The sequence below is a fragment of the Komagataeibacter oboediens genome (assembly GCF_003207815.1).
In the GTDB taxonomy this organism is placed as follows: Bacteria; Pseudomonadota; Alphaproteobacteria; order Acetobacterales; family Acetobacteraceae; genus Komagataeibacter; species Komagataeibacter oboediens.
On record NZ_NKTX01000001.1, the window covers coordinates 203,501 to 230,051 of the forward strand.

Consider the following 26,551-nt stretch of genomic DNA (forward strand, 5'->3'; position numbering starts at 1 on the left):
CGGATGATGGATCATTTTGTAAGGAAAAAGTCGGTCGATTGCGCAGGGCATGTAAGGCATCCCCTGGCAGGGAAGTCACCCGGCGGAGAGAGGCAGAATTGCCTTATCCGACCTTGCTGCGGGAGTTCGCAACTACCGTATGGCTGGAAATCGTGTTCTTGACGACGGCGCGTTCAGGCTGGAAGGGAACAATTTCCGCCGTCGGGCGATTGGTCGTGGCAGACCTTGCGGATTCGGAATGGAATACGAGTTTGCGGCTGATATGAAAATTTGCCATCATTCCCGCAACAGCACCCGCCGCCAGCGCCAGGACCGGATAGGTCTTGAACACGGGGGAGACGTGAAACAGCGTGAACACGCATCCACGGTTAAGGAAGAATCCCAGCGAGTTGCCTGCAAGAAAGCGCATCCACTGGACAACAAAATGATGCTGATTGCCCACGTGGCGGAAGGTCCACAGGCGATTGATCAGCCAGTTGATCGATGCCGCAATGAAATATGCGGCTATGGTTGCAATCGTCAGACCCACAAATGGACGCAGGCTGTAAACCGTCCCCGTATCCCAACACAGCCCGAGCAGTCCAACAATTCCAAACTTCAGGAATTGTGTGATTTTCTGGGAAGAAAGATTGGGCAAGACATTATCCTTATGCCAACAGGCAAGGCGACGGGCACATGTGCAGGCCATCGTGTGGCGGGCAAACTGCATATGGCGAATATGTCATACAGTATAATGCGGGGCGGATGAAAGGGGAAAGGAGGCAGATCAAAGCCTCCTTTCTTTTCTTTACATTAATGCAGGATGATCTCGACGCGGCGGTTCTGCGGCTCACGCGTGTCGGGGCCGGTCGGCACCAGTGGGTGGGCTTCACCGTAACCATGGACGTCGATGGCGTTGGCGGGCACACCATCACGGATCAGTTCAGCCTTCACGCTGTCAGCACGACGCATGGACAGGCCAAGGTTGTACTTCTCACCGCGCGGACCCGGGTGGGCCGAGGTGTTGTCGGTGTAGCCATTGACTTCGATGCGGGTCGTCTGGACGTGGGTGGACGCCTGGGCGGCTTCTGCCACGATCTCACGCGAGCGGCCGGTAAGGGCTGCGCCGTCCCAGTCGAAGAACACCAGGTAGGTGCGGGCTGCGGTCGGTGCGGGCGGCACGACGGCAGGGGCCGGCGGCGGCGGCGGCGGCGCGCTGTTGAACGCGTAGCGGACACCGACGATGAACTGGTGGTTGAAGCGGTGATCGAAGCTGGCATGTCCCGAATCATACGGGCCGCTGGCGGTGTAATTGCCCATCGTGAAGGACGAGGGCTGGCCGATCATGCGGTATTCGGTGGTCATCTGCAGGCCAGGAATGCCGGGAATGTCATAGGCCGCACCAACAATGCCCTGATAGGCGAAGCCGCCCTTCGTGCCGCTCATGCTGCGACCGGGGGAGTTGCCCACCGTGACATCATGCGCGTTCTGCCACAGGTAGCCCGCACCAACACCGACGAACGGCGTGACAGGCACGTCAATGTTGAACAGGCGCTTCAGGTCGATGTCATACAGCACGTTGACAAAGCCGCCATAGGACCGGTCGCTGCCCTTGTCACCGCGGGTCTCGCTGTAGATCTCGGACCAGTTGTAGTCGCCTTCGACTTCCGCTCGCAGGCCGTTGCCGAAGCCCCAGCCAACCGCGCCAAAACCGGTCCAGCCGTGGCGGTGGCCCAGCTTTTCACGTCCCGGGCCGTCTTCCGTATCGGCGAAGTGACCGTGCTGGGTCTGTGTCAGGTTATAGCCGCCCCCGATATCAACATACGGGCCGGTAATGGTGGTGGCCTTGGCGGCCAGCGGTGTCGCGGCCAGCAGGCTAGTTGCCAGCAGGGCAGAGCGGAGACGCATATGTTCGTCCTTCCTCACATTATTACTTCTTTATAGGGCACATCATGTGCGGGATGCGTAAGCAATCAATCCATCCCCCTTAAACACAGTGTGTTGCCTGTGGTTGCGTCCAATTTATGGCCACACAGCAGCATAAAGGTAACACCGGTGCTGCACCGAACGGGACAGAAACTTTTTCTATTTATTAACAAGTAAGTATGTGGGGAGCGTCCCACTGGAAACAATACCCTAATAAAAGATTTAGAGTATTAATAAAAGATTTAGAGTATTTTGTGGCAGAAGGAACACGGGGCGTCGCGACTTGGTCCTGACCTTAAAACCCGGGCAACAAAAAAAGGGAGCACAAAGTGCTCCCTTTCTTCTGAGACCGGTTGGTCGGGATCAGTGCAGGATGATCTCGACGCGACGGTTCTGCGGCTCACGCGTGTCGGGGCCGGTCGGCACCAGCGGGTGGGCTTCACCGTAACCATGGACGTCGATGGCGTTGGCGGGCACACCATCACGGATCAGTTCAGCCTTCACGCTGTCAGCACGACGCATGGACAGGCCAAGGTTGTACTTCTCACCGCGCGGACCCGGGTGGGCCGAGGTGTTGTCGGTGTAGCCGTTGACCTCGATACGGGTCGTCTGGACGTGGGTGGACGCCTGGGCAGCTTCTGCCACGATCTCACGCGAGCGGCCGGTAAGGGCTGCGCCGTCCCAGTCGAAGAACACCAGATAGGTGCGGGCTGCGGTCGGTGCGGGCGGCACGACGGCAGGGGCCGGCGGCGGCGGCGGCGGCGCGTTGTTGAACGCGTAGCGGACACCGACGATGAACTCGTGGTTGAAGCGGTGATCGAAGCGCTCGGCGCTCGTGTAGCCACCACCGGAAGCGTGGATGTTGCCCATCCCGAAGTCTTCAACCTGACCAACCATGCGGTATTCGGTGGTCATCTGCAGGCCAGACACGCCCGGGATGTCGTAGGCCGCACCGACGATACCCTGATAGGCGAAGCTGCCGTTCGTGCCCTTCATCTGGGCGCCGGAGGACATGCCCGTGACATTCGCGTTTTCCCACAGGTAACCGGCACCGGCACCGACGAACGGCGTGACAGGCACGTCGATGTTGAACAGACGCTTCAGGTCGATGTCATACAGCACGTTGACGAAGCCGCCATACGAACGGTCATGGCCCTTGGTCTTCTCGGAACCGACGCTGTTGATGGCGGTCCAGCTGTAGGCACCTTCGACTTCGGCGCGCAGGCCGTTACCGAAACCCCAGCCAACATTGGCGAAGCCGGTCCAGCCATGGCCGTGGCGGACATGTGCGCCACCGTCATCGTTGCCGTTCTGGCCATTCTTGATGTCAGCATCATGCATATGCTGGGTCTGGGTCAGGTCATAACCACCGCCGATGCCAACATACGGGCCGGTGATGGTGGTTGCCTTGGCGGCGAAAGGTGCCGCTGCCAGCAGGCTGGTAGCCAGTAACGCTGCGCGTAGACGCATGTTTCAGTCCTTAACTCTGTTGTTGCAGGGCAAAGCCCCATCTTGTGGTTCGGGCAATGGATTTGCCCCGAGACAGGGCAGCCTGAGATTACCCGCAAGCTATGATGCGGGGATTAGCCTGTCTGGACCGACTTGAGAATGGGCAAAATGCCGCATGCCCATGAGGTGTGGCGAAAAACACACATATCTTTCAGGGCTGTTTGGCAAGTTCCGTGAAAAGTCCCGATTTTATAAGGTTTTTTTGGAAGTCCGATATTAGACCCATTTATTTTGCATAGGACAGTACCGGAAACCGAAGGGCTGGTTTTTACGCCTGACGCGTCCCAAAACGATTCGATATGGAAAGGGGGAGCCGTGTGCTCCCCCTCGTGAATGTCCGTATTTATCAATTTATTACAGAACACGCCGTCAGTGCAGGATGATCTCGACACGGCGGTTCTGGGGTTCGCGTGTGTCAGGCCCGGTGGGCACCAGCGGGTGGGCTTCGCCATAGCCGTGAATGTCGATGCCGCTGGCCGGGACACCATCACGGATCAGTTCGGCCTTCACGCTGTCCGCGCGGCGCATGGACAGGCCCATGTTGTACTGTTCGCCACGGGGGCCGGGATGGGCGGCGGAATTGTCGGTGTAGCCATTGACCTCGATACGGGTTGTCTGGACGTGGGTGGACGCCTGGGCTGCCTGCGCCACGATCTCACGCGAGCGACCGGTCAGGGCGGCACCGTCCCAGTCAAAGAACACCAGATAGGTGCGCGCCGCAGTCGGCGCGGGCGGCACGACGGTGGGTGCGGGCGGCGGCGGCGGCGGGGCATGGTTGAACGCGTACCGTACGCCGACAATGAACTGGTGGTTGAACCGGTGGTCATAGCGCAGGTTGTTATGGTCGGACGCGGGGTCGTTCACGCGCTGGTTGATATTGCCCATCGCGAAGGATTCCACCTGCCCGATCATGCGGTATTCGGTGGTCATCTGCAGGCCCTGCACGCCGGGAATGTCATAGGCTGCGCCAACAATGCCCTGATAGGCGAAGCTGCCATTCGTGCCGTCCTGGCTGACGGTTGCCGTGCCGCCGGGCCTGATGCCACCGGGAACGACGGTGCTGGCGTTCACGTTCTGCCACAGGTAACCGGCACCGACACCGACACCGACAAACGGCGTGACGGGCACATCGATGCCGAACAGGCGCTTGAGGTCGATGTCATACAGCACGTTGACGAATCCGCCATATGACCGGTCGCTGCCGTTGGTCCGGCCGCTGACGTGGCTGCCGGTGCCGTAGGCCGCGCTGTACCCGGTCAGCGCCGACCAGTTATAGACCCCTTCGATTTCCGCACGCAGGCCGTTGCCGAATCCCCAGCCGAAGTTGGCGAACCCGGTCCAGCCATCGCCATGCTGCATGCGTTCGCGCGAATGGGCGTCGTACAGGTTCCGCGCATTCACCGCCGGATCATTTCTGATCTTCCCGCTCTCGCTCTCATACGTGTCACGGTCAAAGCCATGGGCATGCTGGGTCTGGGTCAGGTCATAGCCGCCGCCAATGCCGACATACGGCCCTGTTATCGTTGTGGCCATGGCGGTGCCCAAGGGTGCCGCGCCAAGTGTAGTCGCCAGTAATGCCGCGCGAAGACGCATATTCCCGTCCTTAAGATACTTGATCAGACGCCTTCTTTTTTGTGGAGATGGGGGCATGTTCCACACTGGCCTGATGCATGTTGATACAATTGGCCCATGGGCCGTTGTCGCAATGCCAGCGGAAGGGTGCGGAAGCGGGAATGCCGGGCAACCTGCCCGCACCCGATCCATGGCTGGATCGTTGTGCGGGGCAAAGGTTGAGATAATATTAAATGCCCCTTTGCCGCCGGATGGCAGGGCAGGGACGTTGTAAAAATATCACACGGACGTGTTGGGGTCAGGGCGTGCAGCCATCCGCGCGCAGTATCTCCAGCACGACGTCATCGGGCACGTCACGGCAGGTAAAGGCCCGGCCAATGCCGCGGACCAGTACGAAAGACAGACGGCCATCGCGCATCTTCTTGTCGCGCTGCATGTTGCGAACCAGCTGGGCGGCAGAGAAATTCCGACCCGTATCGCTGATCCGTGCGGGCATGGACAGGCGTTCGAGGTGACGGGTCACGCGCTCAAGGTCTTCCGCCGGGCAGTAACCCAGCCGGACCGACAGCATGAACGCCAGCCGCAGCCCGATGGACACGGCCTCCCCATGCAGCAGGCTGCCATTATAGCCCATTTCCGCCTCCAGCGCGTGGCCGAAGGTATGGCCGAGGTTGAGCAGCGCACGGCCATCGGCCTTGCGTTCCTCGCGCTCATCGGCAACCACCACGCGCGCCTTGAACGCGCAGGCCATGCGGATGGCTTCGGCCTGCATGGCCGGATCGCCCGCCAGCACCGCTGCCCCGTGGCGTTCGCACCAGTCGAACAGCGCGGCATCGCCCAGCAGCCCCGACTTGACGATTTCGGCATAGCCCGCGCGCAGTTCGCGCACCGGCAGGGTGGCCAGGGTCGATGTATCGGCCAGCACCGCGATGGGCTGGTGGAATGCCCCCAGCAGGTTCTTGCCAAACGGTGTGTTGATGCCGGTCTTGCCCCCCACGGACGAATCCACCTGCGACAGCAGCGTTGTCGGGATCTGCACGAAGGGCAGGCCACGCAGCGTGGTGGCAGCACAGAATCCGGCCAGGTCCCCCACCACGCCACCGCCCAGCGCCACGACCGTGGTGCCGCGTTCGACATGCGCTTCCAGCAGGGCGTTGGTCACGCGTTCGTACATGCCGATGGTCTTTGACCCTTCCCCGGGGGGAATGGTGATGACCTCCGCACGGATTCCGGTTTCCTCCAGCCCTTCCAGCAGCCGGGGCAGGTGCAGGGGGGAAACCGTTTCGTCCGTCAGGATCATCACGCGTTTCTGCGGCAGGACGGGGGCCAGCAGCGCGCCGGCGCGACGGATCACGTCGGGACCGATCACGACCTCATAGCTGGCGCGGTCCAGCCGTACGGGCACCCGCAGCGGCTGCCGGTTATGCTTCAGGGCCTGAATGACATGGTCGGCGCTGTGTTCCACGTTATCGTCTCCACAATCCACGATGATATCGGCCTCGGCATAGACCGGATGGCGCAGGCGCATAAGGTCCGCCAGTACCGCATGCGGCGGGGCGGCATTCAGCAGGGGGCGGTGCGTGCGGTCCGCCACGCGCTGCACCAGCACCGGCAGCGGGCAGCGCAGCCAGATGGAAACGGCATGCTCGCGCACGCTCGCCCGCGTGCGGGAATCCATGAATGCGCCCCCGCCCGTCGCCAGCACCACGGGCGGCCCGGACAGCAGGCGGCGGATGACCAGCCGTTCCCCCCGGCGGAATTCGGGTTCGCCGTATTTGTGGAACAGGTCAGCGATGGTGCAGCCGGCGGCGCGTTCGATTTCCTCATCCGAATCGACAAACGGCACTCCCAGCCGCGCGGCGAGGATGCGGCCGATCGTCGTTTTCCCTGCGCCCATAAGCCCGACCAGCACGATGGTGCGCCCGCTGCCCGCCTGTCGTGGCCTGGCGGGGCCGACGGCATTGAGGTCAAGCGGGATGGCGCGCGATGGCGTGGCCGGACCGGGCCGGTCGGGGGGAATCTGGCGTGACATGGCGCGCAACCTAACATACAGCAGGACGGAACCGGTAGAGTCCGCACGAACGCCCGGCCATGCGCGCAAAAGCGTGTATCCGGTCCGGATTGTGGATGGCCGGGGTGTGCAGGATATGGGAAGCGGTTGGATGATCCGTATTGTTATTGCCGTGATGGGCGTTCTGGTCGTGTGTGGGGTAGGGGGATTCTTCTCGCTGGGTGCCTTTCCGCCTGCGTTGGTGCAGCAGGATGTGCACAAGGATATCGCCTTTGCCGCCCCCGTGGCGCCGGCCCCCGCGCCGCTGGGCATGCCTGCGGCCCTGCCCGTGGCACCGCTGGCCCCGGTCGCAGCCCCAACCGCTGCGCAGTAAGCGGCAGGCCCCATGGTCGGGAACGCGGTTGACGCCTTTCTGGAAATGCAGGCGGCCGAGCGCGGGGCGGCGCTGAATACCATCCAGGCCTACGCCCGTGACCTGGAGGACATGACCGGAGCGCTGCATGCGCGCGGTGTCTCCGCGCTGGATGCGGGGGAGGCGGACCTGCGTGACTACCTGTCCGGTCTGGCGCGGCAGGGGCTGGCCCCCCGCACGCAGGCCCGCAGGCTGTCCTGCATCAAGCAGTATTTCCTGTTCCTTGCCCGTGAGGAACTGCGGCCCGACAACCCCGCCGCCCTGCTGGACGCCCCGCGTCTGGACATGACCCTGCCGCGTTTCCTGTCGGAAGCGGAGGTCACGGCGCTTCTGGCGGCGTGTGAGCCTGAAAATGATGCGACACCCGCCCGCAGGCGCAGGCTGCTTGTGGCGCGGGCCGCGCTGGAAATGCTGTATGCATCGGGGCTGCGCATATCCGAACTGCTGTCGCTGCCGCGCCGCGCGCTGGATGCGGCGCCGGGCATGATGCTGGTGCGCGGCAAGGGCGGGCGCGAACGCATGGTGCCCATGTCCGCCCGCGCCCGCGCCGCCGCCCGTGCGTTGATGGACATGGATTCCGCGCGGAAAAGTCCCTACCTGTTTCCCGGTCGCGGCCCCGCCCGGCCCATGACGCGGCAGGGCTTTGACCGGATCCTGCATGATGTGGCGCTGCGGGCGGGGCTGGACCCGCAGCGGCTGTCGCCCCATGTGCTGCGGCATTCCTTCGCCACGCACCTGCTGGCCCATGGGGCGGACCTGCGGGCGCTGCAGGTGCTGCTGGGCCATGCCGACATCGCCACCACCCAGATCTATACCCATGTGATGCTTGACCGCCTGCGCGACGCGGTGGCGCAGCATCATCCGCTGTCCGGCGCGGACGGGCGTGGATAAAAATGCATGGCAGGGCGGATTCCCTGCGTGAAAATGTTTGGCTGGCGTGCAGGCTGTGCTATCGGCAGCGCATGCGCCAGTTTCTAGATTTCGAAAAGTCGGTCGCCGAACTTGAGAACAAGATCGACGAGCTTCGCAGGATGTCCGGTCCGGACGGGATCAACATCGCCGAAGAGATCACCCGGTTGAGTGAAAAAGCCGACCGGCAGTTGCGTGCGGCCTATGCCAAGCTGACGCCGTGGCAGAAGGTGCAGGTGGCCCGCCATGCCCAGCGCCCGCATACGATTGATTACATCAATGCGCTGATAACCGAATTCGCCCCGCTGGCCGGTGACCGGCTGTTTGGCGATGACAAGGCCATCATTGGCGGTATCGGCCGGTTCAAGGGTACGCCGGTAGTGGTGATCGGAACCGAACGCGGGGCCGAGATCGAAACGCGGCTCAAGCATAATTTCGGCATGGCCCGGCCCGAAGGCTATCGCAAGGCGCAGCGTCTGATGAAGCTGGCCGGGCGATTCGGCCTGCCGGTCCTGACCTTCATCGACACGTCCGGCGCATGGCCGGGGATCGATGCGGAAGCGCGCGGGCAGGCGGAAGCCATCGCGCGCTCCATTGAAACCTGCCTGAACGTGCCGGTGCCGGTGATTGCCACCGTCATTGGCGAAGGTGGGTCAGGCGGTGCCGTGGCGCTGGGTGCGGGCGACCGGGTGATGATGCTGGAACATGCCATCTATTCCGTGATCTCGCCCGAGGCCTGTGCTTCCATCCTGTGGCGTGATCCCAAGCAGGCTTCCACGGCGGCGGATGCACTCAAGCTGACGGCGCAGGACCTGCTGCAGTTGCGCCTGATCGACCGCATCATTCCCGAACCGCTGGGTGGCGCGCAGCGCGAACCTGCCGCCGCGATTCGCGCGGTGGGCGACGCCATTGCGGCGGAACTGCCGGGCCTGCAGGCCAAGGACCCTGTTCTGCTCAAGGCGCAGCGGCGTGAAAAATTCCTCGCCATGGGGCGTGAAGCCGTCGCCTGACCTGCGCCGTTATGATGCTGTGAGCCGCGCTGGTAAAAGTTTTCGGGTGTCGCCTTTTTCAAAAAAGGCGACACCCAAACTTTTTATGGTCTCCTGCTGCCTGCCGGGCAGGCGTTTCAGGCGACCCTTCAGCCTTTTACCGGTTCCCCCGCCTGTGGCGTGAAGCCCAGGCGTTCGATCAGGTCGCGCACGGCGTCGGACGCGGCCTTCACGCCCTCCACATCCGTTCCCTTGCATAACAGGCACACACCCCGGCAGCTTTCATCAAGGCGGTAGGGGTAGGATCCGATATCAATGTCGGGATGGCGCTGCTGTATTGTTTCCAGCCCTGCGGCCAGCGTGCCTTCATACAGGCCATTGGCATGCCATGCCCGAGATATGACCGGGGTGCCATGGGGCAGGGTGGGCAGGACTTCCTCGAACATCGCGCGCATGATGCGCGGCACGCCCGCCATGACATGTACGTTGCCCATGGTGAAGCCGGGTGCGACCGAAACGGAATTGCGGATGGGCACGGCCCCCTGCGGCATCGTGGCCATGCGCTGGCGCGCGGGATTGAATTCGTTCGGGGGGAAGTGCGCTTCCAGCAGGCGGAAGGTTTCGGGGTGGTGGACCCATGGCACGCCAAACGATTCCGCGACGCAGGCGGAGGTGATGTCGTCATGCGTCGGCCCGATGCCGCCCGTGGTAAAGACATTGTCATACGCCGCGCGGGCTTCGGTCACGTTGCGTACGATCACGGCGCGGATGTCCGGAATGATCCGGACCTCGCTTAACGTAATGCCGGTTTCAGACAGGCGGCGGGCGATATACTGCACGTTTACGTCCTGTGTGCGGCCGGACAGGATTTCATTACCTATGACCAGCAGGCAGGCGGTGGGGTTCATGATGCATGTTTCCACTAGGTTGCGGGCGGGAGCATTTCCCCCCACCCTATAACGACAGCAAGCCTACCGGAAGGAGAAGCTATGAACACCGCAGCAATGCCGCAACCGCACTGTGTCTGGGACATCCGGGCGGAACTGGGCGAAGGACCCGTATGGTCCGTGCGGGAACAGGCGCTCTATTTTGTCGATATCGTAGGTCTGGCCATCCACCGTTTTCATCCCGCCAGTGGTGCGCGCGCGTCATGGTCCGCGCCGCAACGCCCCGGTTTCGTGGCGCCGGTCAGTGACGGCACGCTCATGTGCGGGCTGAAAGATGGGCTGTACAGTCTGGACCCGGCAACCGGCGTGTTTTGCAGGGACGTTGCGGTAGAACCCGACCTGCCCGGCAACCGCATCAATGACGGAAGTGTCGATTCGAAGGGGCGGCTGTGGTTCGGCACCATGGACGATGGTGAAAGCACGCCCAGCGGTGCCCTGTATTCTGTCACCCGCGAGGGGACGGGCCTGAATGTCCTGCGCCATGATGAGGGATATATCGTCACCAATGGCCCCGGCGTTTCCCCCGACGGGCGGCGGCTGTACCACAATCATTCCCCTGCCGGGATCATTTACGTGTTCGATCTGGCCGAAGATGGCAGCCTGTCGAACCGGCAGGTGTTTGCGCGGATCAGTGATGGCTATCCCGACGGCGTGGTGGTCGATAGCGAGGGCAATCTCTGGGTTGGCGTATGGAACGGGGGACGGATCGTGCGTTTCCGGCCCGATGGCACGCCCCTGCCGTCCATTCCCGTGCCGGGGGCGCTGAACGTGACCAAGGTGGCCTTTGGCGGGCCGGATCTGCGCACGGCGTATATTACGACGGCGCGGAAGAATACACCGCCCGACCGTCTGGCGCAGATGCCGCAGGCGGGCAGCCTGTTCAGTTTTCAGGTGGACGTGCCGGGACAGCAGCCTGTTCCGTTCCCCGCTGCCGAACTGGCAGCCCTGCGGGATATTCCGCTGGGTTAAAGCAGGTCCTGCAGCAGCGGGATCAGGGGACGGTCGGCATCGGGCATGGGGTAATCGCGCAGCCTGTCGGCCGCCACCCATTCCAGTGTCTGTCCCTCCCGCGGGGTGGGGGTGTTTTTCCACCGGTGACAGACATAGACGGGCATGAGCAGGTGAAAATGCCCGTAATCGTGGGAAACGAACGTAAACGGCGCAAGGCAGGAACGGGCGACATCCAGTCCCAGTTCTTCATCTAGTTCGCGGATCAGGGCCTGTTCGGGCGTTTCTCCCGTTTCGACCTTGCCGCCGGGGAATTCCCACAGCCCCGCCATCGACTTGCCTTCTGGCCGTCGGGCCAGCAGCACGCGGGCATCCGAATCCACCAGTGCCACGGCCGCGACCAGCACGACCTTGCGGGTGCTGTCCGCCACCTGGGCCATTTCCTCGGCCATTGCTTCCCCCGACAGGTCGGCGTGGCGCGCCTCGAACAGGCGGACGGGGTATTCCCCCCCGCGTGAGACGAATTCCTGCGACCCCGTTCCATTTTCCCGGAAACCGATCCGGCGCAGCACGGCGATGGAGGCATGGTTGTCATGTGCCGCGGATGCGGTGAGGCGTTCAACCGGCAGGTTGGCCAGTGCCCAGCGCGCCAGACGGCCCGCCGTGGTGGTGGCGACCTTGCGGTTCCAGTGCGCACGCCCCACCCAGTACCCCAGCGAGCAGGACCGGTCGGTGGCATTGATGCGCAGCCCGATGCACCCGATCAGCGAATCCGGCGCATCGGATGAAGGGCACGTAATGGCGAAATGATAGGCTTCCCCGCGCCGCGACTGTTCAATGGTCGCGGCGATCCATTCCTCGGTCAGCGCAAGCGAGTAGGGGAATGGAACGCGGCTGAGCATCCGCACCACGCTCCAGTCATTTATCAGCCTGTGCATGGTGCCCGCATCAGATGTGCGGACTTCACGCAGGCGGTATTCACCGGCCTCCAGTAAGGTGCCGGAACCATGTATTCCCTGCACGCTCATGCGCTTGAGGCGCCCCTTGCGACGGGCGCGTCCTGTCCGGCTGGCAGTCCGCATTCCACCAGCAGTTCGCGCAGGTTGCATATGACCGGGAAGATTTCCTGGTTGCGGTCGCCCCCCTGTTCGTACCAGGCGTTCTGCTCCAGTTCCACGATCTCGCGGTCTTCACGGAAAATCCGTTCGGTAAACGCGGTCAGGAACGGCCATGCCAGATCCAGCAGCCCCGGAACGCCCGGCCGCTTGATCGACAGCAGCCCGAACACCCGGTTGGTCAGTTCCGCTTCGTCCTGCGGCACATATGCAATCCACAGGTCCATGACCGGAGCGCTGTCGCCCGTCTGGATATGAAGCGTCTGGTAAGGATAGACCGTGCGGATGGTCATGACGTCGCGATGGGCGAACTTTTCGCTGTTATCACGCTTCTGGCCAAAGATCAGCGCCTCGCCAATCGGCTGCTTGCCGCTGGTGCGGGCAAAGCTGTAGCGGGCTTCCACCAGCCCGGGGCCACGTTCCTGCCCCAGGAAACGGGGCTTCATCTGCCCCATCTGCTTCATGTGCATGAACTGATGGTTCATGTCCATCAGGTTCTCGTGCATGAAGCTGTAGTGGCAGTGCACAAGCTGGCCGAAGCGGCGGGTCTTGTAGGCAGGGTTGGCCACTTCCGCCAGACGGGGGAAGGGTGTTGTCTCTGCCTCGGCCGGGTCTCCGGGGAAAACGAAGATCAGGCCGTCAACCTCCCGCACGGGGTAGGTACGCACGCCGTTGGGCAGCTTGCCCTTGCCCAGATAGGGTACGTCAATGCAGCGGCCCGACCGGCCATAGGCCCAGCCGTGGTAGCAGCACTGGACTGACTCGCCCTTGACGGTGCCCTTGCTCAGCGGGACCTGACGGTGGGCGCAGCGGTCTTCCAGCGCAAACACGCTGCCGCCTTCCTTGGGGCGCACCAGGGCAATGGGCTGCCCGGCATAGCGGGTACCTATGGTCTTGCCCGGCTTCAGTTCCCGTGACCACGCGACGGGGTACCAGAAATCGGGGTTGGCACGAATGCGGCGCAGATCCCGCCCGGTAACCGGGGCGGAGGACTGCATGCTGTCGGGCGATAACGACTGATCCATTGTCTCTCTTGACTGTTAACAGGGCATGGCAGCCGGATGCGCCACGGGACAGGATGCCGGTCACATGCCGGGGATAGGGCATGTGCAACCGTATCGCGCCGCCATGGCGATATTAAGGATGTTTTTTACCCCCAGGGCAAATGGTTCAGCGCCATAATGTTTTGTAATATATTGCTGGACCATTTCCCCGGCTGCCTCCTTGTTCCATCTGCTGCCGCCATGGGCGCGGGCAATGGCATCAGCATGACAGGCAGGGCGGGGTTCAATCCATGTTATGGATCATGTTCACGCAGAAAGTTCCGCGCTGAGGTCTTCAATGAACTGGAACGCGACACGCCCTGACCGGCCGCCGCGCGATAGCGACCACGCATTGGCGCGCCGGGTCAGGTCCGCATCCGTGATCGGCAGGCTGCGTTCCTTCGCATAGGCGCGCACCATGTCCATGAACGTGTCCTGCGCGCAGTTGTGGAATCCGATCCACAGGCCGAAGCGGTCGGACAGCGAGACCTTTTCCTCCGTCGCTTCGGACGTGTTGATGGCGGTCGAACTTTCGTTCTCGATCATCTCGCGCGGCATCAGGTGGCGGCGGTTGGACGTGGCGTAGAACAGCACGTTCTGCGGCCGCCCGGCGATGCCGCCGTCCAGCACCGATTTCAGGGCCTTGTAATCCGCATCCTCGCGCTCGAACGACAGGTCGTCGCAGAAGACGATGAAGCGGCGCGGGCTTTCACGCAGCAGCGCCAGCAGGTCGGGCAGCGTGGACAGGTCCTCGCGCTGGATTTCAACCAGCACCAGCCGCCCCTTGCCCGGGGGGGCGGGTTTGCCATCCACCAGATTCGCCTGCGCGTGGGCGGCCTTGACCAGCGATGACTTGCCCATGCCGCGCGCGCCCCACAGCATGGCGTTGTTGGCGGGCAGGCCACGGGCGAAATGCAGCGTATTGTCCAGCAGCATCTTGCGCTGCAGGTTGATGCCCTGCAGCAGGCCCATGTCCACGTGGGCGACGTGGGATACGGCGGTCAGGCGGCCAAGACCGGGATGCCAGATGAAGGCGTCCGCCTGCTCCAGCCCGGCAAGCGAGGGCGCGGGAGGGGACAGCCGTTCAAGGGCCGCGGCAATGCGTTCGAGAAGGGGAAGGGCGGTACTGTCCATCGTCGTTCCTGATTCCAGCATGACTGAGTGCGGTGGCGCATGCCACCAGGCGATCCGGAGCGCGTTGGCCGGGTAGGGCAGGCGAACGCCTTGACGGGAAACAGGCGAAAACTATGGTCCGCATGTCAAACCCGCAACCCGTTCAATCCTTCATTATGCCGGAAAGATCGTAATGCCTTCTATTATCAATGATTTTTTAACAACGCCCGCGCATGCCCAGTCGGCTGGCGGTGGGCTGCTCAGTGGTGACGGCATCATGGCCGTGCTGCCGTACGTGGCCATGTTCGCCATTTTCTATTTCCTGCTGATTCGCCCGCAGCAGGTCAAGCAGAAGCAGCTACGCAACCAGATTGCCGCCCTGCGCCGTGGCGACCGGGTGCTGACGGCGGGTGGCATCATCGGCGTGGTGCAGAAGGTGCAGGCGGAATCGAACGAGGTCGAGGTCGAAATCGCGCCGGGCGTGCGGGTGACCGTGATACGCGACACCCTGGGTTCGGTCATTACCAGCGCGTCCACGCCCGCCAACGATTCCACGCCTGACAAGCCGGCGAAGTAAGTCCTGCCCCCTAATCCCCGCGCGACCGTGGATGAGGGGTGAACTTCACCCGTGTTCTGCCGTTGCTTCCTGTAACATCAGGAGCAGGCAGGATGCACAGGCAGCGCGACGATGCAGAGACAGGTCCCACCATCCGGCATGGGCCGGTCCTGCGCGGACGCGCGGGGTTGATTGGTGGCCTGGCGGCATTGTCCGGCATCCTGTTCGGGCTTGATACGGGGGTCATGTCCGGTGCGCTGGACCTGATCACGCAGGAATTCGTCCTGTCGGATTTCCAGCGCGAATCCATGGTTGGCGTCATGCTGCTGGGGGCGGCAATGGGCGTGCTGGGGGCGGCGTGGCTGTCGCATCGCTGCGGGCGCAAGCGCACGCTGGTGCTGACAGCGGCCCTGTTCGTGGTGGGGCCGCTGTTATGCGCCGAAGCCACGTCGTACCGCTCGCTCATGCTGGCGCGGCTGCTGCTGGGGCTGGCGACCGGGGCGACCACGTTCGCCACGCCACTTTATATTGCCGAAATTGCTGATTCCGGGCGTCGGGGCGCGATGATACTGGGCTACCAGCTCATGATTTCATGCGGGCTGCTGGCGGCATTCGTATCCGACGGGCTGTTTTCCTATTTTGGCGGATGGCGGTGGATGCTGGGCGTGGTGGGTTTTCCTGGCCTTGTGTTCATGATGGGGGTGCTGTTCCTGCCGCCCAGCCCGCGCTGGCTGCTGGCGCAGGGGCGTGAGCGCGACGCGCGCCGCGTGCTGATCGAACTACGTGGCCTGCCCCGGCTGGTCATGGCCGAACGCAATGCCATCATGGCCCGTCTGGCCGCCCGCCGCGACGGGATCGGCAGTTTCATGAAGGACCCAAACTGCCGCCGGGCCATGTGGCTGGCGGTGGGGCTGCAGGTGGCGCAGCAGTTTTCCGGCATCAATGCGGTGCTGTACTACGCACCCTACATCATCGGGCTGGCGGGGTATGGCCATTACGTGCAGGTCTGGGGACCGGTAGGAATCGGGATCATCAACCTGCTGTCCACCTGTATCGCCACGACCTGCGTTGACCGGATCGGGCGCAGGCCCATGCTGATCGGCGGGTTTGCCGTCATGGCGCTGGCCATGGGCGCGCAGGCGGCCATGGTGGCGGGGGGCATGCCGCCCATGCCGGGTATGCGGCTGCTTATGGGGGTGTTCATGCTGGTGTTCGTCGCGGCGTTCGCATTCGCGGCGGGACCGCTGACCTGGCTGCTCTGTGCCGAGATCCTGCCGCTGCGCGGGCGTGAGTTCGGTATGGCATGCTCCACCTGTGCCAACTGGGTGGCCAACATGCTGGTCAGCGCCACGTTCCTGACCGGGCTGGAAATACTGGGGGCGGACCGGGTGCTGTGGGGATATGCCGGGCTGAATGCGGTGTTCATGGTTATGGTGCTGCTGCGTGTGCCTGAAACGCGCGGCATGACGCTGGAACAGATCGAGGTGGAACTGATGCGCGGCACCCCGCTGCGGGCGCTGGGCACGCGGGCCCATTCGCGGGTATGAGAAAACCGCCCGCAACGACCCATTGATCAGAACCGGGGTGTGTGGCGCTGCCCTGTTTCAAAAAGGCAGCCTGTCCTGAAACACTCCTATGATCGCCCGATATGTCCGTGGCAGGCTGTTCCAGACAGTCCTGTACGCAAAAAACCCGGCGCAAGGCCGGGTTTTTCGGTCTGTTACCTGAAAACAGGCAATCAGGCGGACTGGAGCTGCGCTTCGGCGAACTCGTAGTTGGCCAGCTTGTCCAGGTAGTTGGTGATGTAGTCGGGACGACGGTTGCGGAAGTCGAGGTAGTAGGAGTGTTCCCACACGTCCAGACCCAGCAGCACCTTGCCCTGGCCTTCGGCCAGCGGGTTGGAGCCGTTGCCGGTCTTGGTCACCTTCAGCTTGCCGTCGGAAGCCAGAACCAGCCATGCCCAGCCCGAGCCGAACTGCGATGCGGCGGCTGCCTTGAAGTCGGCCTTGAACTTTTCGATGCTGCCGAAATCCTCGACCAGCTTCTTGGACAGGGCGTGAGGGATCTCGCCGCCCTTGGGGGCAAGGTTCTGCCAGAACAGGATGTGGTTCCAGTGCTGTCCCGCATTGTTGAACACGGGCGCCTGGTCAGGCTTGCCCTTGACCATGAGGATGATTTCCTCAAGCGACTTGCCCTGCAGTTCCGGCTTGGATTCGACAAATCCGTTCAGCGCCGTCACATAGGCCTGATGATGCTTGTCATGATGCAGTTCCAGCGTTTCCTGGCACATGCCACGGTTGGCAAGGGCATTGTAGGCGAAGGGAAGGGACGGCAATTCGAAAGCCATGAACATTCTCCTGGGAATTGCAAGGAGCGGCATGAAGCCGCCATACCAAGATTGCTATGGGTGCGGAGCGGGTGCGTCAAGTGACGGACGTATGAACACCCCCGCGCCACGCCTTCCGGACCAAACGCCATGACGGGCCAGATGGATGCATGCCCGCCGGTGGCAGGGGGGGCGTCGTTCCTGCATGACGCGCGTCGTGCCGACCCGGACCGCTTCTTCTGCGCGCTGTTCGTACCACCGGCCGCCCGTCTGGCGGCGATGGTGCTGATCGCCTTCAACCATGAATGCACGCGGGCGGTTGCGACCCCTGCGTCATGGGCGGTGGCAGGGCCGATGGCGGGCCTGATCCGGTTGCAGTGGTGGCGCGATGTGCTGGAAAGCGGCAATGCACAGCGCCACGACACGGCGGTGGCCCTGCTGGACCTGCTGGGTCGTGGCGTGGTGCGGCGTGAAACGCTGGAGGGCATCATCACGGCACGCGAATGTGAACTCGATGGCCTGCCCGACCGGGCAGCATGGCAGGCGTCCATGCTGGATGGCGCGGGGGGCGTGCAGGTCGCCATGGCGCAGGCCGCGGGGTTTGCCGAATCCACGCTGCTGGCGCGCATACGTCTTATGGGCGGGATTTATGGCGTGGGGGCGCTGGTGCGCTACCTGCCTGCCGTACTGCGCGCGGGTCGCTGCCCGTTACCCGAAGATGCGCTGGCGCATGTCGGCCTGACGCGCGACGGCCTGCGGACCGGGCAGGCCACATCCGCCCAGATCGCCACCCTGCGCGATGGATTGCGCCAGCAGGGACGCGAATGGCTGGACATGGTGCGTGAAGGGCCACGCCTGCCGCGTGCCGCCCTTGCCACGGGGCTGCCCGCCGTCCTTGGCCTGCGGGACATGCGCGGGCGGGTGGATGGCGATGGGAGTGCGTCCCCCCGTGGCGTGGGCGACAGGCTGGCGGTCATGGGCGCGCTATTGCGCGGGTGGGTCTAGGGATTGTTCCACAACAGTTCGCTGGCGGAAATGACGGACGTTTCCGGGCACCCCCTTAGCAGCTTCACCAGAAAATTTCCTGGCTGGTGGGGTTCAGGGCGTGTTGGCCACCATGCTTTCCATAACGGCGAACAGGGCGGAATAATCCTCGTCCGGGTGGCGGCGGCGGGTCAGTGACAGGCTCTGGGTTGCTGCCGCCATGGCGGGCAGGGGCGCGGTCTGGCGCGCCGCGTCGGTCATGAGCAGGCGCATGTCCTTCTGCATGAGGCGGGCAGGGAACTGCGGGCTGAAATCCCCCGCCTTCGCCGCCTTCAGCTTGCGCTTGTGGTGCGGTGAAATCACCGGCACTTCATCCAGCGCGTCAAACAGCATGCCGCGATCCAGCCCGGAGGCGAGGCCGTAGGTGACGCCTTCCGCCACGACCGCCAGGGTTGCGCCCATGATGCCGTTGATGACCAGCTTCAGCTTCGATCCGCTGCCCACCGGGCCGGCATGGATGGTCAGGCGGCCGATGGCGTCGAACACGCCCTGCGCACGGCTGATGTCGGCCGCCGCGCCACCGGCCAGCACGATCAGGTTGCCCGATTCCGCTTCCGGCGTGCTGCCGGCCACGGGGGCGTCGATGATGGTGATGCCATGCGCCTGACCCGACTGCGCCAGCGCGACGGAGGTTTCGGGCGCCACCGTGCTGGTGTTGATCAGCAGGCCGCCCGACTTCATGCCTGCCAGCACGCCATCGGGGCCGTTCATGGATTTGTCCAGTGCCTCATCATCCGGCACGCAGGCCAGGACAATATCGGCTTCCTGTGCCAGCGCGCGCGGCGTGGGCACGAACCGGGTGCTGCCATCGCCGCCTTTGCCCGACGGGGTATAGGCCACGATCCGGTAGCCGGCCCTGGACAGATTGGCCCCCATGCGGGACGCCATGGCCCCAAATCCGACAAAACCGATCAGCGGAGCGGTGGACATGCGGGTTCTCCTTAAACCTGTTGCGTGATGGCCCGGTGGCCAGTGCCTGAATGTGGGCAATAGCGGGCATGACGTCACGCCCCGATGACGCGCGGCGGGTATGCCTCGCATAAAGATGATGCCGGGGGATCGGGGGGGATTGTGGCAATCAGGTGCCCGCACTCGGTCCGTCACGGGAAGGAGACATGATGCGCAGCCTGCATTTTTTTGACGATCTTGCACGGACCCTTTCCGGCCATCCGCCCATGGCGCTTGGCGTGGTCTATCCCTGCAGCGTGCCGGCGTTGCAGGCGGCATCCGACATTGCGCAGGCGGCCCTGGCCACGCCCGTGCTGATCGGCCCCGCTGCCCGGATCGGCCAGATGGCGAAGGACGCGGGCATTACCCTGTCGGGCTGCCGTATCGTTGACGTGTCCACCGATGGCGACGCCGCGCGAGAGGGTGTGCGCATGGCGCGGGAGGGAACGGTTGCGGCCCTGATGAAGGGGTCGCTGCATTCGCGCATTTTCCTGCACGAACTGGGCCACCATGACGGCGGCCTGCGCACGACCCGGCGCATGAGCCACGTCTACGTTCTGGATGCGCCGCAGGCCCCGCGCGTGCTGCTGGTGACCGACGGGGCGGTGAACATCGCCCCCGACCTGGATGCCCGGCGCGACATTGTCCAGAACAGCATCGACCTTGGTCACATGCTGGGTATCGGGCTGCCAAAGGTGGCGGTCCTGTCGGCAGTGGAAATGGTCAATCCCGACCTGCCTTCCACGCTGGATGCGGCCATCCTGTGCAAGATGGCCGAGCGCGGACAGATTACCGGCGCGGTACTGGATGGCCCGCTGGCGCTTGATAACGCCGTCAGCCCCGAGGCCGCGCGGTGCAAGGGCGTGGTTTCCCCCGTGGCGGGGCAGGCGGACATACTGGTGGTGCCCGACCTTGAAGCGGGGAACATCCTTGCCAAGCAGATGACCTTTATCGGTCAGGCGCGGGCGGCGGGCATCGTCATGGGCATGCGCGTGCCCGTCATCCTGACCAGCCGCGCGGACCCCGTGCCGGTGCGCGTGCTGTCATGCATGGTGGCGGCAGTCATGATCCGGCAGGGATATGGCGGGAATCCCGCGGCCTGCATGGATCAATGCGGATGACGGTCATACGTGATGCGTGTAAGGAGGGGCGGCCCGCTCGCGCGATGTTGTCCTTGCGGGCGGGGACGTTTTCCGGGCGGCGGGCGCGGTATGAACCGTGGTGTCCGGCCCCCTGCGCGGCGGGGCAGGTTGCCGTCCTCGCGCAGAGATGATGCCCCGCCCTGGCGAACATGGTGGCAAGGAAAGGGCTGACGACTGTCCGGTGGTGTGAGGGTCATGCCCCCATGCGCCGGGTGCCGGTCACCATGCCGGTAACTGACATGAACGTGCAATCAGGCCGGGTTCCCCGCGCCGCCGGGTGGCTGCCCGGTCCAGCCGATGAACAGCCACGCAGCGGGTTTCCGATGCCGATCCGGAGAATGCCATGACCTCGAATCCCTCCTCTGCCGCTTCCACGTACGACGTGGTCCTGATTGGTGGCGGAATCATGAGTGCAACGCTGGGCGCGCTCCTGCGCCAGCTTGAACCGAGCCTGTCCATTGGCCTGTTCGGGCGGCTGGATGACGTGGCGCTGGAAAGTTCCAATGGCTGGAACAATGCCGGCACCGGCCATTCCGCCCTGTGCGAACTGAATTACACGCCGCTCCGTCCCGACGGGGTGGTGGATATTTCCAAGGCCGTGAACGTCAACGAGGCCTTTCAGGTTTCACGCCAGTTCTGGTCCTATCTGGTGGAAACGGGACAGATCGCTTCGCCGCGCGATTTCCTGAACCCCATTCCGCACATGAGCTTCGTCTGGGGCCCCGAAAACGTTGACTTCCTGCGCCGCCGCCATGCGGCGCTGCAGGAACACCCACTGTTTGCGGGCATGTCGCTGTCCACCGATGAAGGGCAGCTGCGCCAGTGGATGCCGCTGGTCATGCAGGACCGCAAGCCGGGACAGCCGCTGGCCGCCACATGGCATCCGGCGGGCACGGATGTGAACTTCGGCGCGCTGACCCATCGCCTGATCAGCCTGCTGCAGGGCAAGCCGGGTTTTGACCTCAACCTTGCGCACGAGGTGGAAGACCTCAAGCCCGCGGGCAATAATGAATGGGATGTGTCCGTCCGCGCCGTGCATGGCGGGGGCGAACGCCGGGTGCGCGCCAAATTCGTGTTCATTGGCGCGGGCGGCGGCGCGCTGCACCTGCTGCAGAAAAGCGGCATACCCGAAGCCCGGGGTATTGGCGGTTTCCCCGTCAGCGGCCAGTTCCTGCGCTGCACCAACCCCGAGGTGGTGCAACAGCACCATGCCAAGGTGTATGGCAAGGCATCCGTGGGGGCGCCGCCAATGTCGGTGCCGCATCTGGACACGCGCGTGATTGACGGGCAGCGCGGGCTGCTGTTCGGGCCGTATGCCGGGTTCTCGACCAAGTTCCTCAAGCAGGGTTCATGGCTGGACCTGCCGCGTTCCATCCGCATGGACAATATCGGGGCGATGCTGGCGGTGGCGCGCGACAACATGCCGCTGACGAAATACCTGATCCAGCAGGTCATGCAGTCCAGCGAGGACCGGCTGAAGGCGCTGCGTGACTTTGTCCCCACTGCGCGCAAGGAAGACTGGGAACTGATTACCGCGGGCCAGCGCGTTCAGGTGATCAAGAAGGACGCAAAGCGTGGTGGCGTGCTGCAGTTCGGGACCGAGGTCGTGACGGGTGCGGGTGGCTCCATCGCCGGGCTGCTGGGGGCATCCCCCGGGGCGTCCACGGCGGCGCCGATCATGCTGACGGTGCTGCAGCGCTGCTTTGGCGGCCGTCTGCCGCAATGGGAATCCCGCCTGCGCGAAATGATCCCCTCCTACGGCGTCAAGCTGGGGCAGGATGCGGCCCTGTGCGCGCAGGTGCGTGACCGCACGCGCGCGGCACTGCAGCTGGACGGCTGAACCCGACGAAAAACCCCGCCCGGCCACTGTGTGGCGGGCGGGGTGCGGTGTGTGTCAGTCCTCGTCGTGTTCGCTCATCTGGTCGGCGGGGTGGCGTACGGGCGGGGTAGCGTTGCGGGGCGGCCGGTTTTCGATATGGCGGCGCATGAAATGGGTTGCGATATCCGCCAGTTCAATGAACTGGTCCGCCTGGCGGCGCAGTTCATCGCCAATCAGGGGGGGCGAGGTCTTGATCGATCCGACCACGGTGGTGCGCACGCCCTGACGCTGCATGGATTCCAGCAGGCGACGGAAATCCGAATCCCCGCTGAACAGCACGGCATGGTCGATATGCGGGGCCATTTCCATCATGTCCACCGCCAGTTCCACATCCATGTTGCCGCGCACGCGGCGGCGGCCATTATGGTCGATGAACTCCCGCGCGTTTTTTGTGACAAGGGTATAGCCGTTGTAGACAAGCCAGTCGGTCAGCGGCTTGAGAGGGGAATACTCCTCGGTGTCCAGGACGGCGGAATAATAATAGGCGCGCAGTACATTCGACTTGGAACGGAAAAAATGCAGTAACTTGCGGTAATCGACTTCAAATCCAAGGTTGCGGGATGCGGAATACAGGCTGGTGCCGTCTATAAACAGGCATAGCCGCTCCTGAGGTTGAAAAAACATTTATGGTCAGTCCCTGAAAAAGAAAAGTGAATACGTCACGGCCGTGTTAAATTTCGCGCTGCATGTATTCTGCATCGCGGTGAAAGTTGTCTGGCAGCAATGGCACTTGCATGTATATGAAGCCACATCCTTTTTGAAAGTTCCCTACGCGGGGATTACTAACTGACGGTAACCGTCTGGAACACTGTTTTCACATGACAATGCTGCAATCTGCGCCGGCCATGAATGATATAACAATTGCGGTGGGTGCGAATCTACCCCGTGAAAGTGGTGAAACTGCGGCCGAGACCTGTCTGTGGGCGGTTGACCGGCTTGCGCGCCTGCCCGGCCTGTCGGTGGTGGCGGTATCGCGCTGGTATGAAAGCGCGCCGGTCCCCCCTTCGGGCCAGCCCCCCTATGTAAACGGAGTCGTGCGGCTGTCGGGACGGGTGGACCCGGCATGGCTGCTGGCGCGGCTGCATGATATCGAGGCCGAGGCCGGACGCAGGCGCACGGTGGTGAACGCCGCCCGCCCGCTGGACCTGGACATCATCACCATGGGCGACCTTGTGCGCGCTGCTCCCGACCCCGTTCTGCCGCACCCGCGCGCGACCGGACGCGCCTTCGTGCTGCTGCCGCTGCGTGATGTCATGCCCGACTGGCGCGACCCGGTGACGGGGCGGGGAATCGATGCGTTTCTGCCCGCCGTCGCGGGGCAGGAGATCACGCCCATGCCCGCGCGGGCTGACTGAATGCTTGCATCGGGACAGGCGCACGGGTAGTAAGGTAAATTCTGATCAACACAACCAATTAATAACCGGAGTTCAGGCCTGATGGCACGCGTCACTGTCGAGGACTGCGTTGAGCGGGTTCCCAATCGTTTTGAACTGGTGCTGCTGGCAGCGCAGCGCGCACGCGCCCTGTCCCGTGGCGAGGAAATGACGATTGACCGTGACAACGACAAGAACCCCGTTGTCGCCCTGCGTGAGATCGCTGACCAGACCGTAAGTCTGGACCAGATCCGCAGCGACCTCGTCCGCTCGCTGGCCCGCGCGCCGGAGCCGGAGCCCGCCGATGAGGAAGTGGTCGACCTGATCCCGACCGAACAGAACATCTTCGGCCTGCAGGATGTCTCGGCCGAGGAAGAGGCACGCAATTCCAGCGGCGGCATGTCGGCTGAAGAACTTGAGGCCTCGGTTGAGGCGGCCCTGAGTGGACGGGGCCGGTAACATCTTCTGACGAAAGGGTGGAAGGTGACTGACCCGGTCAGATCGGAAACGACATCTTCCTCCATGCCCGTGCCTGTCACGGGTGGAGTGACGGCAGGCGCTGCCGCCCTTCCCGCCACGCGGGGGGAAGGAGAACGCGTGGTTTCATGTGACGGCCTGATCCGTCGCATCCTGGCATATGATCCCGGCGCCGATACGGACCTGATCCGCCGCGCCTTTGAGGTGGCGAAGGCCGCTCATGCGGGGCAGGCCCGCGACAACGGCGATCCGTACATTACCCATCCGCTTGCCGTCGCCAACATACTGGCGGGTTTCCATCTGGACTCCGCCTCGATCATTACGGCCCTGCTGCACGATACGATCGAGGATACGGGTGTAACGCAGCAGCAGCTGCGCGCGGAATTCGGCAATACCGTTGCCGAACTGGTGGATGGCGTTACCAAGCTGACGCGGCTGGAACTGCAGTCCGACCGGACCAAGCAGGCGGAAAACTTCCGCAAGCTGGTGCTGGCCATGTCGCGCGACATCCGCGTGCTGCTGGTCAAGCTGGCCGACCGCCTGCATAACATGCGCACGCTGCATTATGTGCAGCGCCTGGACCGCAGGCAGCGCATCGCGCGCGAAACCATGGAAATCTACGCCCCCCTTGCCGGCCGTATCGGCATGGACAAGGTGAAGGTGGAACTGCAGAACCTGTCGTTCGCGGCGCTTGAGCCCGAAGCGATGGCGACCATCCGTGCGCGCCTGAACTATCTGCGCGGGCAGGGCGCGGACGTGATTGAGGAAATCCGCCGCGAGCTTCAGGTCCTGTGCGCGGAAGCCGGGCTGGAAGGCGTGGAGGTCACCGGGCGGGAAAAGACGCCCTATTCCATCTGGGAAAAGATGCAGCGGCGCAACGTCGCCTTTGAACAGCTGTCCGATATCATGGCGTTCCGCATCATGGTGCCAACGCGTGAGGCCTGTTACGTGGCGCTTGGCGCGGTGCATGCCGCCTATCCGGTGATTGCGGGGCGGTTCAAGGACTATATCTCCACCCCTAAAGCCAATGGTTACCAGAGCCTGCATACCGGCGTGACCCTGCGCCACCCGCGTAACCAGAAGATCGAGGTCCAGATCCGCACGCCGGAAATGCACGATGTGGCCGAAAATGGTGTCGCGTCGCACTGGCTGTATAAACAGGTGCCCGATGCCGCCGGCAGCAGGGAAGCAAAGGGCGTCGTGTCCGGCCTGCGCTGGGTGCAGGACCTGCTGGATATTCTTGAGGACTCGGCTGCGCCCGATGAGTTCCTTGAGAATACCAAGCTCGAACTTTATCAGGATCAGGTGTTCTGCTTCACGCCCAAGGGACAGCTGATTTCGCTGCCGCGTGGGGCGACGCCGGTTGATTTTGCCTATGCCGTGCATAGCCAGGTGGGCGACAGCTGTGTTGGCGCGCGCATCAATGGCCGCCTCATGCCGCTGCGCCATGAACTGCAGAACGGCGATCAGGTCGAGATCATGACCGCGCGCGGGGGCACGCCCTCGCCATCGTGGGAACGTTTTGTCGTCACTGGCAAGGCGCGTGCGCGCATCCGCCGCCATGTGGCGCTGCAGCAGCGCGAGGCCCATCTGGAAAGCGGCCGCGTGGCGCTGGCCAAGGCCTTCCGGCAGGAAGGGGTGGACGGGTCGGAAAAGGTGCTGGACAGCCTGCTCAAGGACCTGCGCCTGCAATCGGTGCCCGACCTGTATGTCGCGGTGGGCAATGGCAACCAGTCCGCGCGGGAAGTCGTGCAACTGGCCTATCCCGAGCTGCGTCGCGCGCCGCGTGCGCCGCGCATGGTGCCGGGCCTGTCCATGCGCGCGCCCCCGGCGTCCCCCGGCGGAGCGGCCGGGCGGCGCAAGCCTGCGGCGGGCATGGCGCTGGCGGGCGTGGGTGCCGGCATGGCGGTGCATTTCGCCGGGTGCTGCCACCCGCTGCCCGGCGACAGGATCGTGGGCATCGTGTCCACCGGCAAGGGGATCACGGTCCATACGCTGGGGTGCCAGACGCTGGAGACCTTTGCCGCCACCCCCGAACGGTTCATGGATCTGGACTGGGATTATGACCTGATCGCGCGCAATGCCACCGGCCTTTATACCGGACGGCTGAGCGTGGTGACGGCCAATGAACCGGCCATGCTGGCGACGCTGACCAATATCGCCGCCAAGCATGAAGGTGTGCTGGTCAACCTGCGCATCGTCAACCGACAGCTTGAATTCATGGAAATCCTTGCGGATATCGAGGTGCGGGACCTGCGCCACCTGACAACCATCATGGTGGCGCTGCGCGCGGCGCGTGGCGTGGTGCAGGTTGAACGGGCCAGGGGATAGGC

24 protein-coding genes are annotated in these 26,551 nt (G+C 63.7%); 12 read left to right on the plus strand and 12 right to left on the minus strand.

The features are described from left to right. Positions 1-103: 103 nt before the first annotated feature. The 5 genes from CFR80_RS00885 to aroB form a co-directional block, all read right to left on the minus strand. Positions 104-637 carry a GtrA family protein gene (locus CFR80_RS00885; RefSeq protein ID WP_110507022.1) on the minus strand — a complete coding sequence of 178 codons (534 nt, stop codon included), beginning with the start codon at positions 635-637 and terminating at the stop codon, positions 104-106. Positions 638-792: 155 nt separating this feature from the next. Beyond that, positions 793-1,887, minus strand: a complete 1,095-nt coding sequence (locus CFR80_RS00890) for an OmpA family protein (RefSeq protein ID WP_110507023.1) — start codon at positions 1,885-1,887, stop codon at positions 793-795. Positions 1,888-2,268: 381 nt separating this feature from the next. Next, the gene (locus tag CFR80_RS00895) at positions 2,269-3,375 is read right to left on the minus strand and encodes an OmpA family protein (RefSeq protein WP_010513866.1); all 1,107 of its coding nucleotides are present in this window, start codon (positions 3,373-3,375) and stop codon (positions 2,269-2,271) included. A gap of 408 nt (positions 3,376-3,783) precedes the next feature. Further along, positions 3,784-5,007 (minus strand): OmpA family protein, encoded by a 1,224-nt coding sequence (locus tag CFR80_RS00900; protein WP_110507024.1) that lies wholly within the window; start codon positions 5,005-5,007, stop codon positions 3,784-3,786. 277 nt (positions 5,008-5,284) lie between these two features. Then, the gene (gene aroB, locus CFR80_RS00905) at positions 5,285-7,018 is read right to left on the minus strand and encodes a 3-dehydroquinate synthase (protein ID WP_010513864.1); all 1,734 of its coding nucleotides are present in this window, start codon (positions 7,016-7,018) and stop codon (positions 5,285-5,287) included. Between the two features lie 130 nt (positions 7,019-7,148). On the opposite strand from aroB, the gene CFR80_RS00910 reads away from it, so the two are divergent. The 3 genes from CFR80_RS00910 (at position 7,149) to CFR80_RS00920 (ending at position 9,328) form a co-directional block, all read left to right on the plus strand. Continuing rightward, positions 7,149-7,370 (plus strand): hypothetical protein, encoded by a 222-nt coding sequence (locus tag CFR80_RS00910; RefSeq protein WP_029329373.1) that lies wholly within the window; start codon positions 7,149-7,151, stop codon positions 7,368-7,370. Positions 7,371-7,382: 12 nt separating this feature from the next. Beyond that, on the plus strand, positions 7,383-8,300 hold the full coding sequence (locus tag CFR80_RS00915; protein ID WP_048857064.1) for a tyrosine recombinase: 918 nt from the start codon (positions 7,383-7,385) through the stop codon (positions 8,298-8,300). A 71-nt stretch (positions 8,301-8,371) separates the two neighbouring features. Next, positions 8,372-9,328, plus strand: coding sequence for an acetyl-CoA carboxylase carboxyltransferase subunit alpha (locus CFR80_RS00920; protein WP_029329372.1), 957 nt, complete (start codon positions 8,372-8,374; stop codon positions 9,326-9,328). 128 nt (positions 9,329-9,456) lie between these two features. Here the strand turns inward: CFR80_RS00920 and CFR80_RS00925 are convergent, their stop codons facing one another. Further along, positions 9,457-10,215, minus strand: a complete 759-nt coding sequence (locus CFR80_RS00925; protein WP_029329371.1) for a competence/damage-inducible protein A — start codon at positions 10,213-10,215, stop codon at positions 9,457-9,459. A gap of 81 nt (positions 10,216-10,296) precedes the next feature. Between CFR80_RS00925 and CFR80_RS00930 the strand changes: the two genes are divergently transcribed. After that, positions 10,297-11,223, plus strand: coding sequence for an SMP-30/gluconolactonase/LRE family protein (locus CFR80_RS00930; protein ID WP_010513858.1), 927 nt, complete (start codon positions 10,297-10,299; stop codon positions 11,221-11,223). Here CFR80_RS00930 and mutT read toward each other — a convergent pair. The 3 genes from mutT to CFR80_RS00945 all read right to left on the minus strand — a co-directional run bounded on the left by mutT (position 11,220) and on the right by CFR80_RS00945 (position 14,494). Beyond that, complete coding sequence (mutT, locus tag CFR80_RS00935) at positions 11,220-12,230, minus strand: 8-oxo-dGTP diphosphatase MutT (protein WP_010513856.1); 1,011 nt, start codon at positions 12,228-12,230, stop codon at positions 11,220-11,222. The genes CFR80_RS00930 and mutT overlap by 4 nt on opposite strands. Beyond that, positions 12,227-13,342 (minus strand): aromatic ring-hydroxylating oxygenase subunit alpha, encoded by a 1,116-nt coding sequence (locus CFR80_RS00940; RefSeq protein WP_167513886.1) that lies wholly within the window; start codon positions 13,340-13,342, stop codon positions 12,227-12,229. Before CFR80_RS00940 ends, mutT begins: the two co-directional genes overlap by 4 nt. Positions 13,343-13,627: 285 nt before the next feature. Continuing rightward, entirely contained in the window at positions 13,628-14,494 is an 867-nt protein-coding gene (locus CFR80_RS00945) for an ATP-binding protein (protein WP_010513853.1), read from the minus strand. Positions 14,495-14,666: 172 nt separating this feature from the next. On the opposite strand from CFR80_RS00945, the gene yajC reads away from it, so the two are divergent. Both yajC and CFR80_RS00955 read left to right on the plus strand, forming a co-directional pair. Then, positions 14,667-15,050: a preprotein translocase subunit YajC gene (gene yajC / locus CFR80_RS00950; protein WP_010513852.1), complete on the plus strand. Its 384-nt coding sequence runs from the start codon at positions 14,667-14,669 to the stop codon at positions 15,048-15,050. A gap of 92 nt (positions 15,051-15,142) precedes the next feature. Then, on the plus strand, positions 15,143-16,576 hold the full coding sequence (locus tag CFR80_RS00955; protein ID WP_010513851.1) for a sugar porter family MFS transporter: 1,434 nt from the start codon (positions 15,143-15,145) through the stop codon (positions 16,574-16,576). Between the two features lie 191 nt (positions 16,577-16,767). Here the strand turns inward: CFR80_RS00955 and CFR80_RS00960 are convergent, their stop codons facing one another. Then, on the minus strand, positions 16,768-17,376 hold the full coding sequence (locus CFR80_RS00960) for a superoxide dismutase (RefSeq protein WP_010513850.1): 609 nt from the start codon (positions 17,374-17,376) through the stop codon (positions 16,768-16,770). Between the two features lie 129 nt (positions 17,377-17,505). On the opposite strand from CFR80_RS00960, the gene CFR80_RS00965 reads away from it, so the two are divergent. After that, a complete protein-coding gene (locus tag CFR80_RS00965) occupies positions 17,506-18,360 on the plus strand; it encodes a squalene/phytoene synthase family protein (RefSeq protein ID WP_010513849.1) in 855 nt (284 codons plus the stop codon). Between the two features lie 93 nt (positions 18,361-18,453). Here CFR80_RS00965 and CFR80_RS00970 read toward each other — a convergent pair whose 3' ends face one another. Continuing rightward, entirely contained in the window at positions 18,454-19,329 is an 876-nt protein-coding gene (locus CFR80_RS00970) for an NAD(P)-dependent oxidoreductase (RefSeq protein WP_010513848.1), read from the minus strand. 185 nt (positions 19,330-19,514) lie between these two features. Here CFR80_RS00970 and CFR80_RS00975 point away from each other — a divergent pair, with 185 nt between their 5' ends. Together CFR80_RS00975 and CFR80_RS00985 are read left to right on the plus strand one after the other, a co-directional pair. Beyond that, positions 19,515-20,468: a bifunctional enoyl-CoA hydratase/phosphate acetyltransferase gene (locus CFR80_RS00975; RefSeq protein WP_010513847.1), complete on the plus strand. Its 954-nt coding sequence runs from the start codon at positions 19,515-19,517 to the stop codon at positions 20,466-20,468. 364 nt (positions 20,469-20,832) lie between these two features. Beyond that, the gene (locus CFR80_RS00985) at positions 20,833-22,329 is read left to right on the plus strand and encodes a malate:quinone oxidoreductase (protein WP_010513845.1); all 1,497 of its coding nucleotides are present in this window, start codon (positions 20,833-20,835) and stop codon (positions 22,327-22,329) included. Positions 22,330-22,383: 54 nt separating this feature from the next. On the opposite strand, the gene CFR80_RS00990 is transcribed toward CFR80_RS00985, so the two are convergent. Further along, complete coding sequence (locus CFR80_RS00990) at positions 22,384-22,992, minus strand: LabA-like NYN domain-containing protein (RefSeq protein WP_010513844.1); 609 nt, start codon at positions 22,990-22,992, stop codon at positions 22,384-22,386. A 194-nt stretch (positions 22,993-23,186) separates the two neighbouring features. Between CFR80_RS00990 and folK the strand changes: the two genes are divergently transcribed. From folK to CFR80_RS01005, 3 genes are all read left to right on the plus strand, one after another. Next, complete coding sequence (folK, locus tag CFR80_RS00995; protein ID WP_010513843.1) at positions 23,187-23,723, plus strand: 2-amino-4-hydroxy-6-hydroxymethyldihydropteridine diphosphokinase; 537 nt, start codon at positions 23,187-23,189, stop codon at positions 23,721-23,723. Positions 23,724-23,804: 81 nt separating this feature from the next. Next, positions 23,805-24,200 (plus strand): DNA-directed RNA polymerase subunit omega, encoded by a 396-nt coding sequence (gene rpoZ / locus CFR80_RS01000; RefSeq protein WP_010513841.1) that lies wholly within the window; start codon positions 23,805-23,807, stop codon positions 24,198-24,200. Positions 24,201-24,263: 63 nt separating this feature from the next. Next, positions 24,264-26,549 carry a RelA/SpoT family protein gene (locus CFR80_RS01005; RefSeq protein WP_010513840.1) on the plus strand — a complete coding sequence of 762 codons (2,286 nt, stop codon included), beginning with the start codon at positions 24,264-24,266 and terminating at the stop codon, positions 26,547-26,549. Positions 26,550-26,551 lie beyond the last annotated feature (2 nt).

Coding starts and splice junctions, on each gene's coding strand:
- CFR80_RS00890 (WP_110507023.1), bottom strand. CDS start 1,887: ATGCGTCTCCGCTCTGCCCTGCTGGCAACTAGCCTGCTGGCCGCGACA.
- CFR80_RS00895 (WP_010513866.1), bottom strand. CDS start 3,375: ATGCGTCTACGCGCAGCGTTACTGGCTACCAGCCTGCTGGCAGCGGCA.
- CFR80_RS00900 (WP_110507024.1), bottom strand. CDS start 5,007: ATGCGTCTTCGCGCGGCATTACTGGCGACTACACTTGGCGCGGCACCC.
- aroB (WP_010513864.1), bottom strand. CDS start 7,018: ATGTCACGCCAGATTCCCCCCGACCGGCCCGGTCCGGCCACGCCATCG.
- CFR80_RS00910 (WP_029329373.1), top strand. CDS start 7,149: ATGATCCGTATTGTTATTGCCGTGATGGGCGTTCTGGTCGTGTGTGGG.
- CFR80_RS00915 (WP_048857064.1), top strand. CDS start 7,383: ATGGTCGGGAACGCGGTTGACGCCTTTCTGGAAATGCAGGCGGCCGAG.
- CFR80_RS00920 (WP_029329372.1), top strand. CDS start 8,372: ATGCGCCAGTTTCTAGATTTCGAAAAGTCGGTCGCCGAACTTGAGAAC.
- CFR80_RS00925 (WP_029329371.1), bottom strand. CDS start 10,215: ATGAACCCCACCGCCTGCCTGCTGGTCATAGGTAATGAAATCCTGTCC.
- CFR80_RS00930 (WP_010513858.1), top strand. CDS start 10,297: ATGAACACCGCAGCAATGCCGCAACCGCACTGTGTCTGGGACATCCGG.
- mutT (WP_010513856.1), bottom strand. CDS start 12,230: ATGAGCGTGCAGGGAATACATGGTTCCGGCACCTTACTGGAGGCCGGT.
- CFR80_RS00940 (WP_167513886.1), bottom strand. CDS start 13,342: ATGGATCAGTCGTTATCGCCCGACAGCATGCAGTCCTCCGCCCCGGTT.
- CFR80_RS00945 (WP_010513853.1), bottom strand. CDS start 14,494: ATGGACAGTACCGCCCTTCCCCTTCTCGAACGCATTGCCGCGGCCCTT.
- yajC (WP_010513852.1), top strand. CDS start 14,667: ATGCCTTCTATTATCAATGATTTTTTAACAACGCCCGCGCATGCCCAG.
- CFR80_RS00955 (WP_010513851.1), top strand. CDS start 15,143: ATGCACAGGCAGCGCGACGATGCAGAGACAGGTCCCACCATCCGGCAT.
- CFR80_RS00960 (WP_010513850.1), bottom strand. CDS start 17,376: ATGGCTTTCGAATTGCCGTCCCTTCCCTTCGCCTACAATGCCCTTGCC.
- CFR80_RS00965 (WP_010513849.1), top strand. CDS start 17,506: ATGACGGGCCAGATGGATGCATGCCCGCCGGTGGCAGGGGGGGCGTCG.
- CFR80_RS00970 (WP_010513848.1), bottom strand. CDS start 19,329: ATGTCCACCGCTCCGCTGATCGGTTTTGTCGGATTTGGGGCCATGGCG.
- CFR80_RS00975 (WP_010513847.1), top strand. CDS start 19,515: ATGATGCGCAGCCTGCATTTTTTTGACGATCTTGCACGGACCCTTTCC.
- CFR80_RS00985 (WP_010513845.1), top strand. CDS start 20,833: ATGACCTCGAATCCCTCCTCTGCCGCTTCCACGTACGACGTGGTCCTG.
- CFR80_RS00990 (WP_010513844.1), bottom strand. CDS start 22,992: ATGTTTTTTCAACCTCAGGAGCGGCTATGCCTGTTTATAGACGGCACC.
- folK (WP_010513843.1), top strand. CDS start 23,187: ATGACAATGCTGCAATCTGCGCCGGCCATGAATGATATAACAATTGCG.
- rpoZ (WP_010513841.1), top strand. CDS start 23,805: ATGGCACGCGTCACTGTCGAGGACTGCGTTGAGCGGGTTCCCAATCGT.
- CFR80_RS01005 (WP_010513840.1), top strand. CDS start 24,264: ATGCCCGTGCCTGTCACGGGTGGAGTGACGGCAGGCGCTGCCGCCCTT.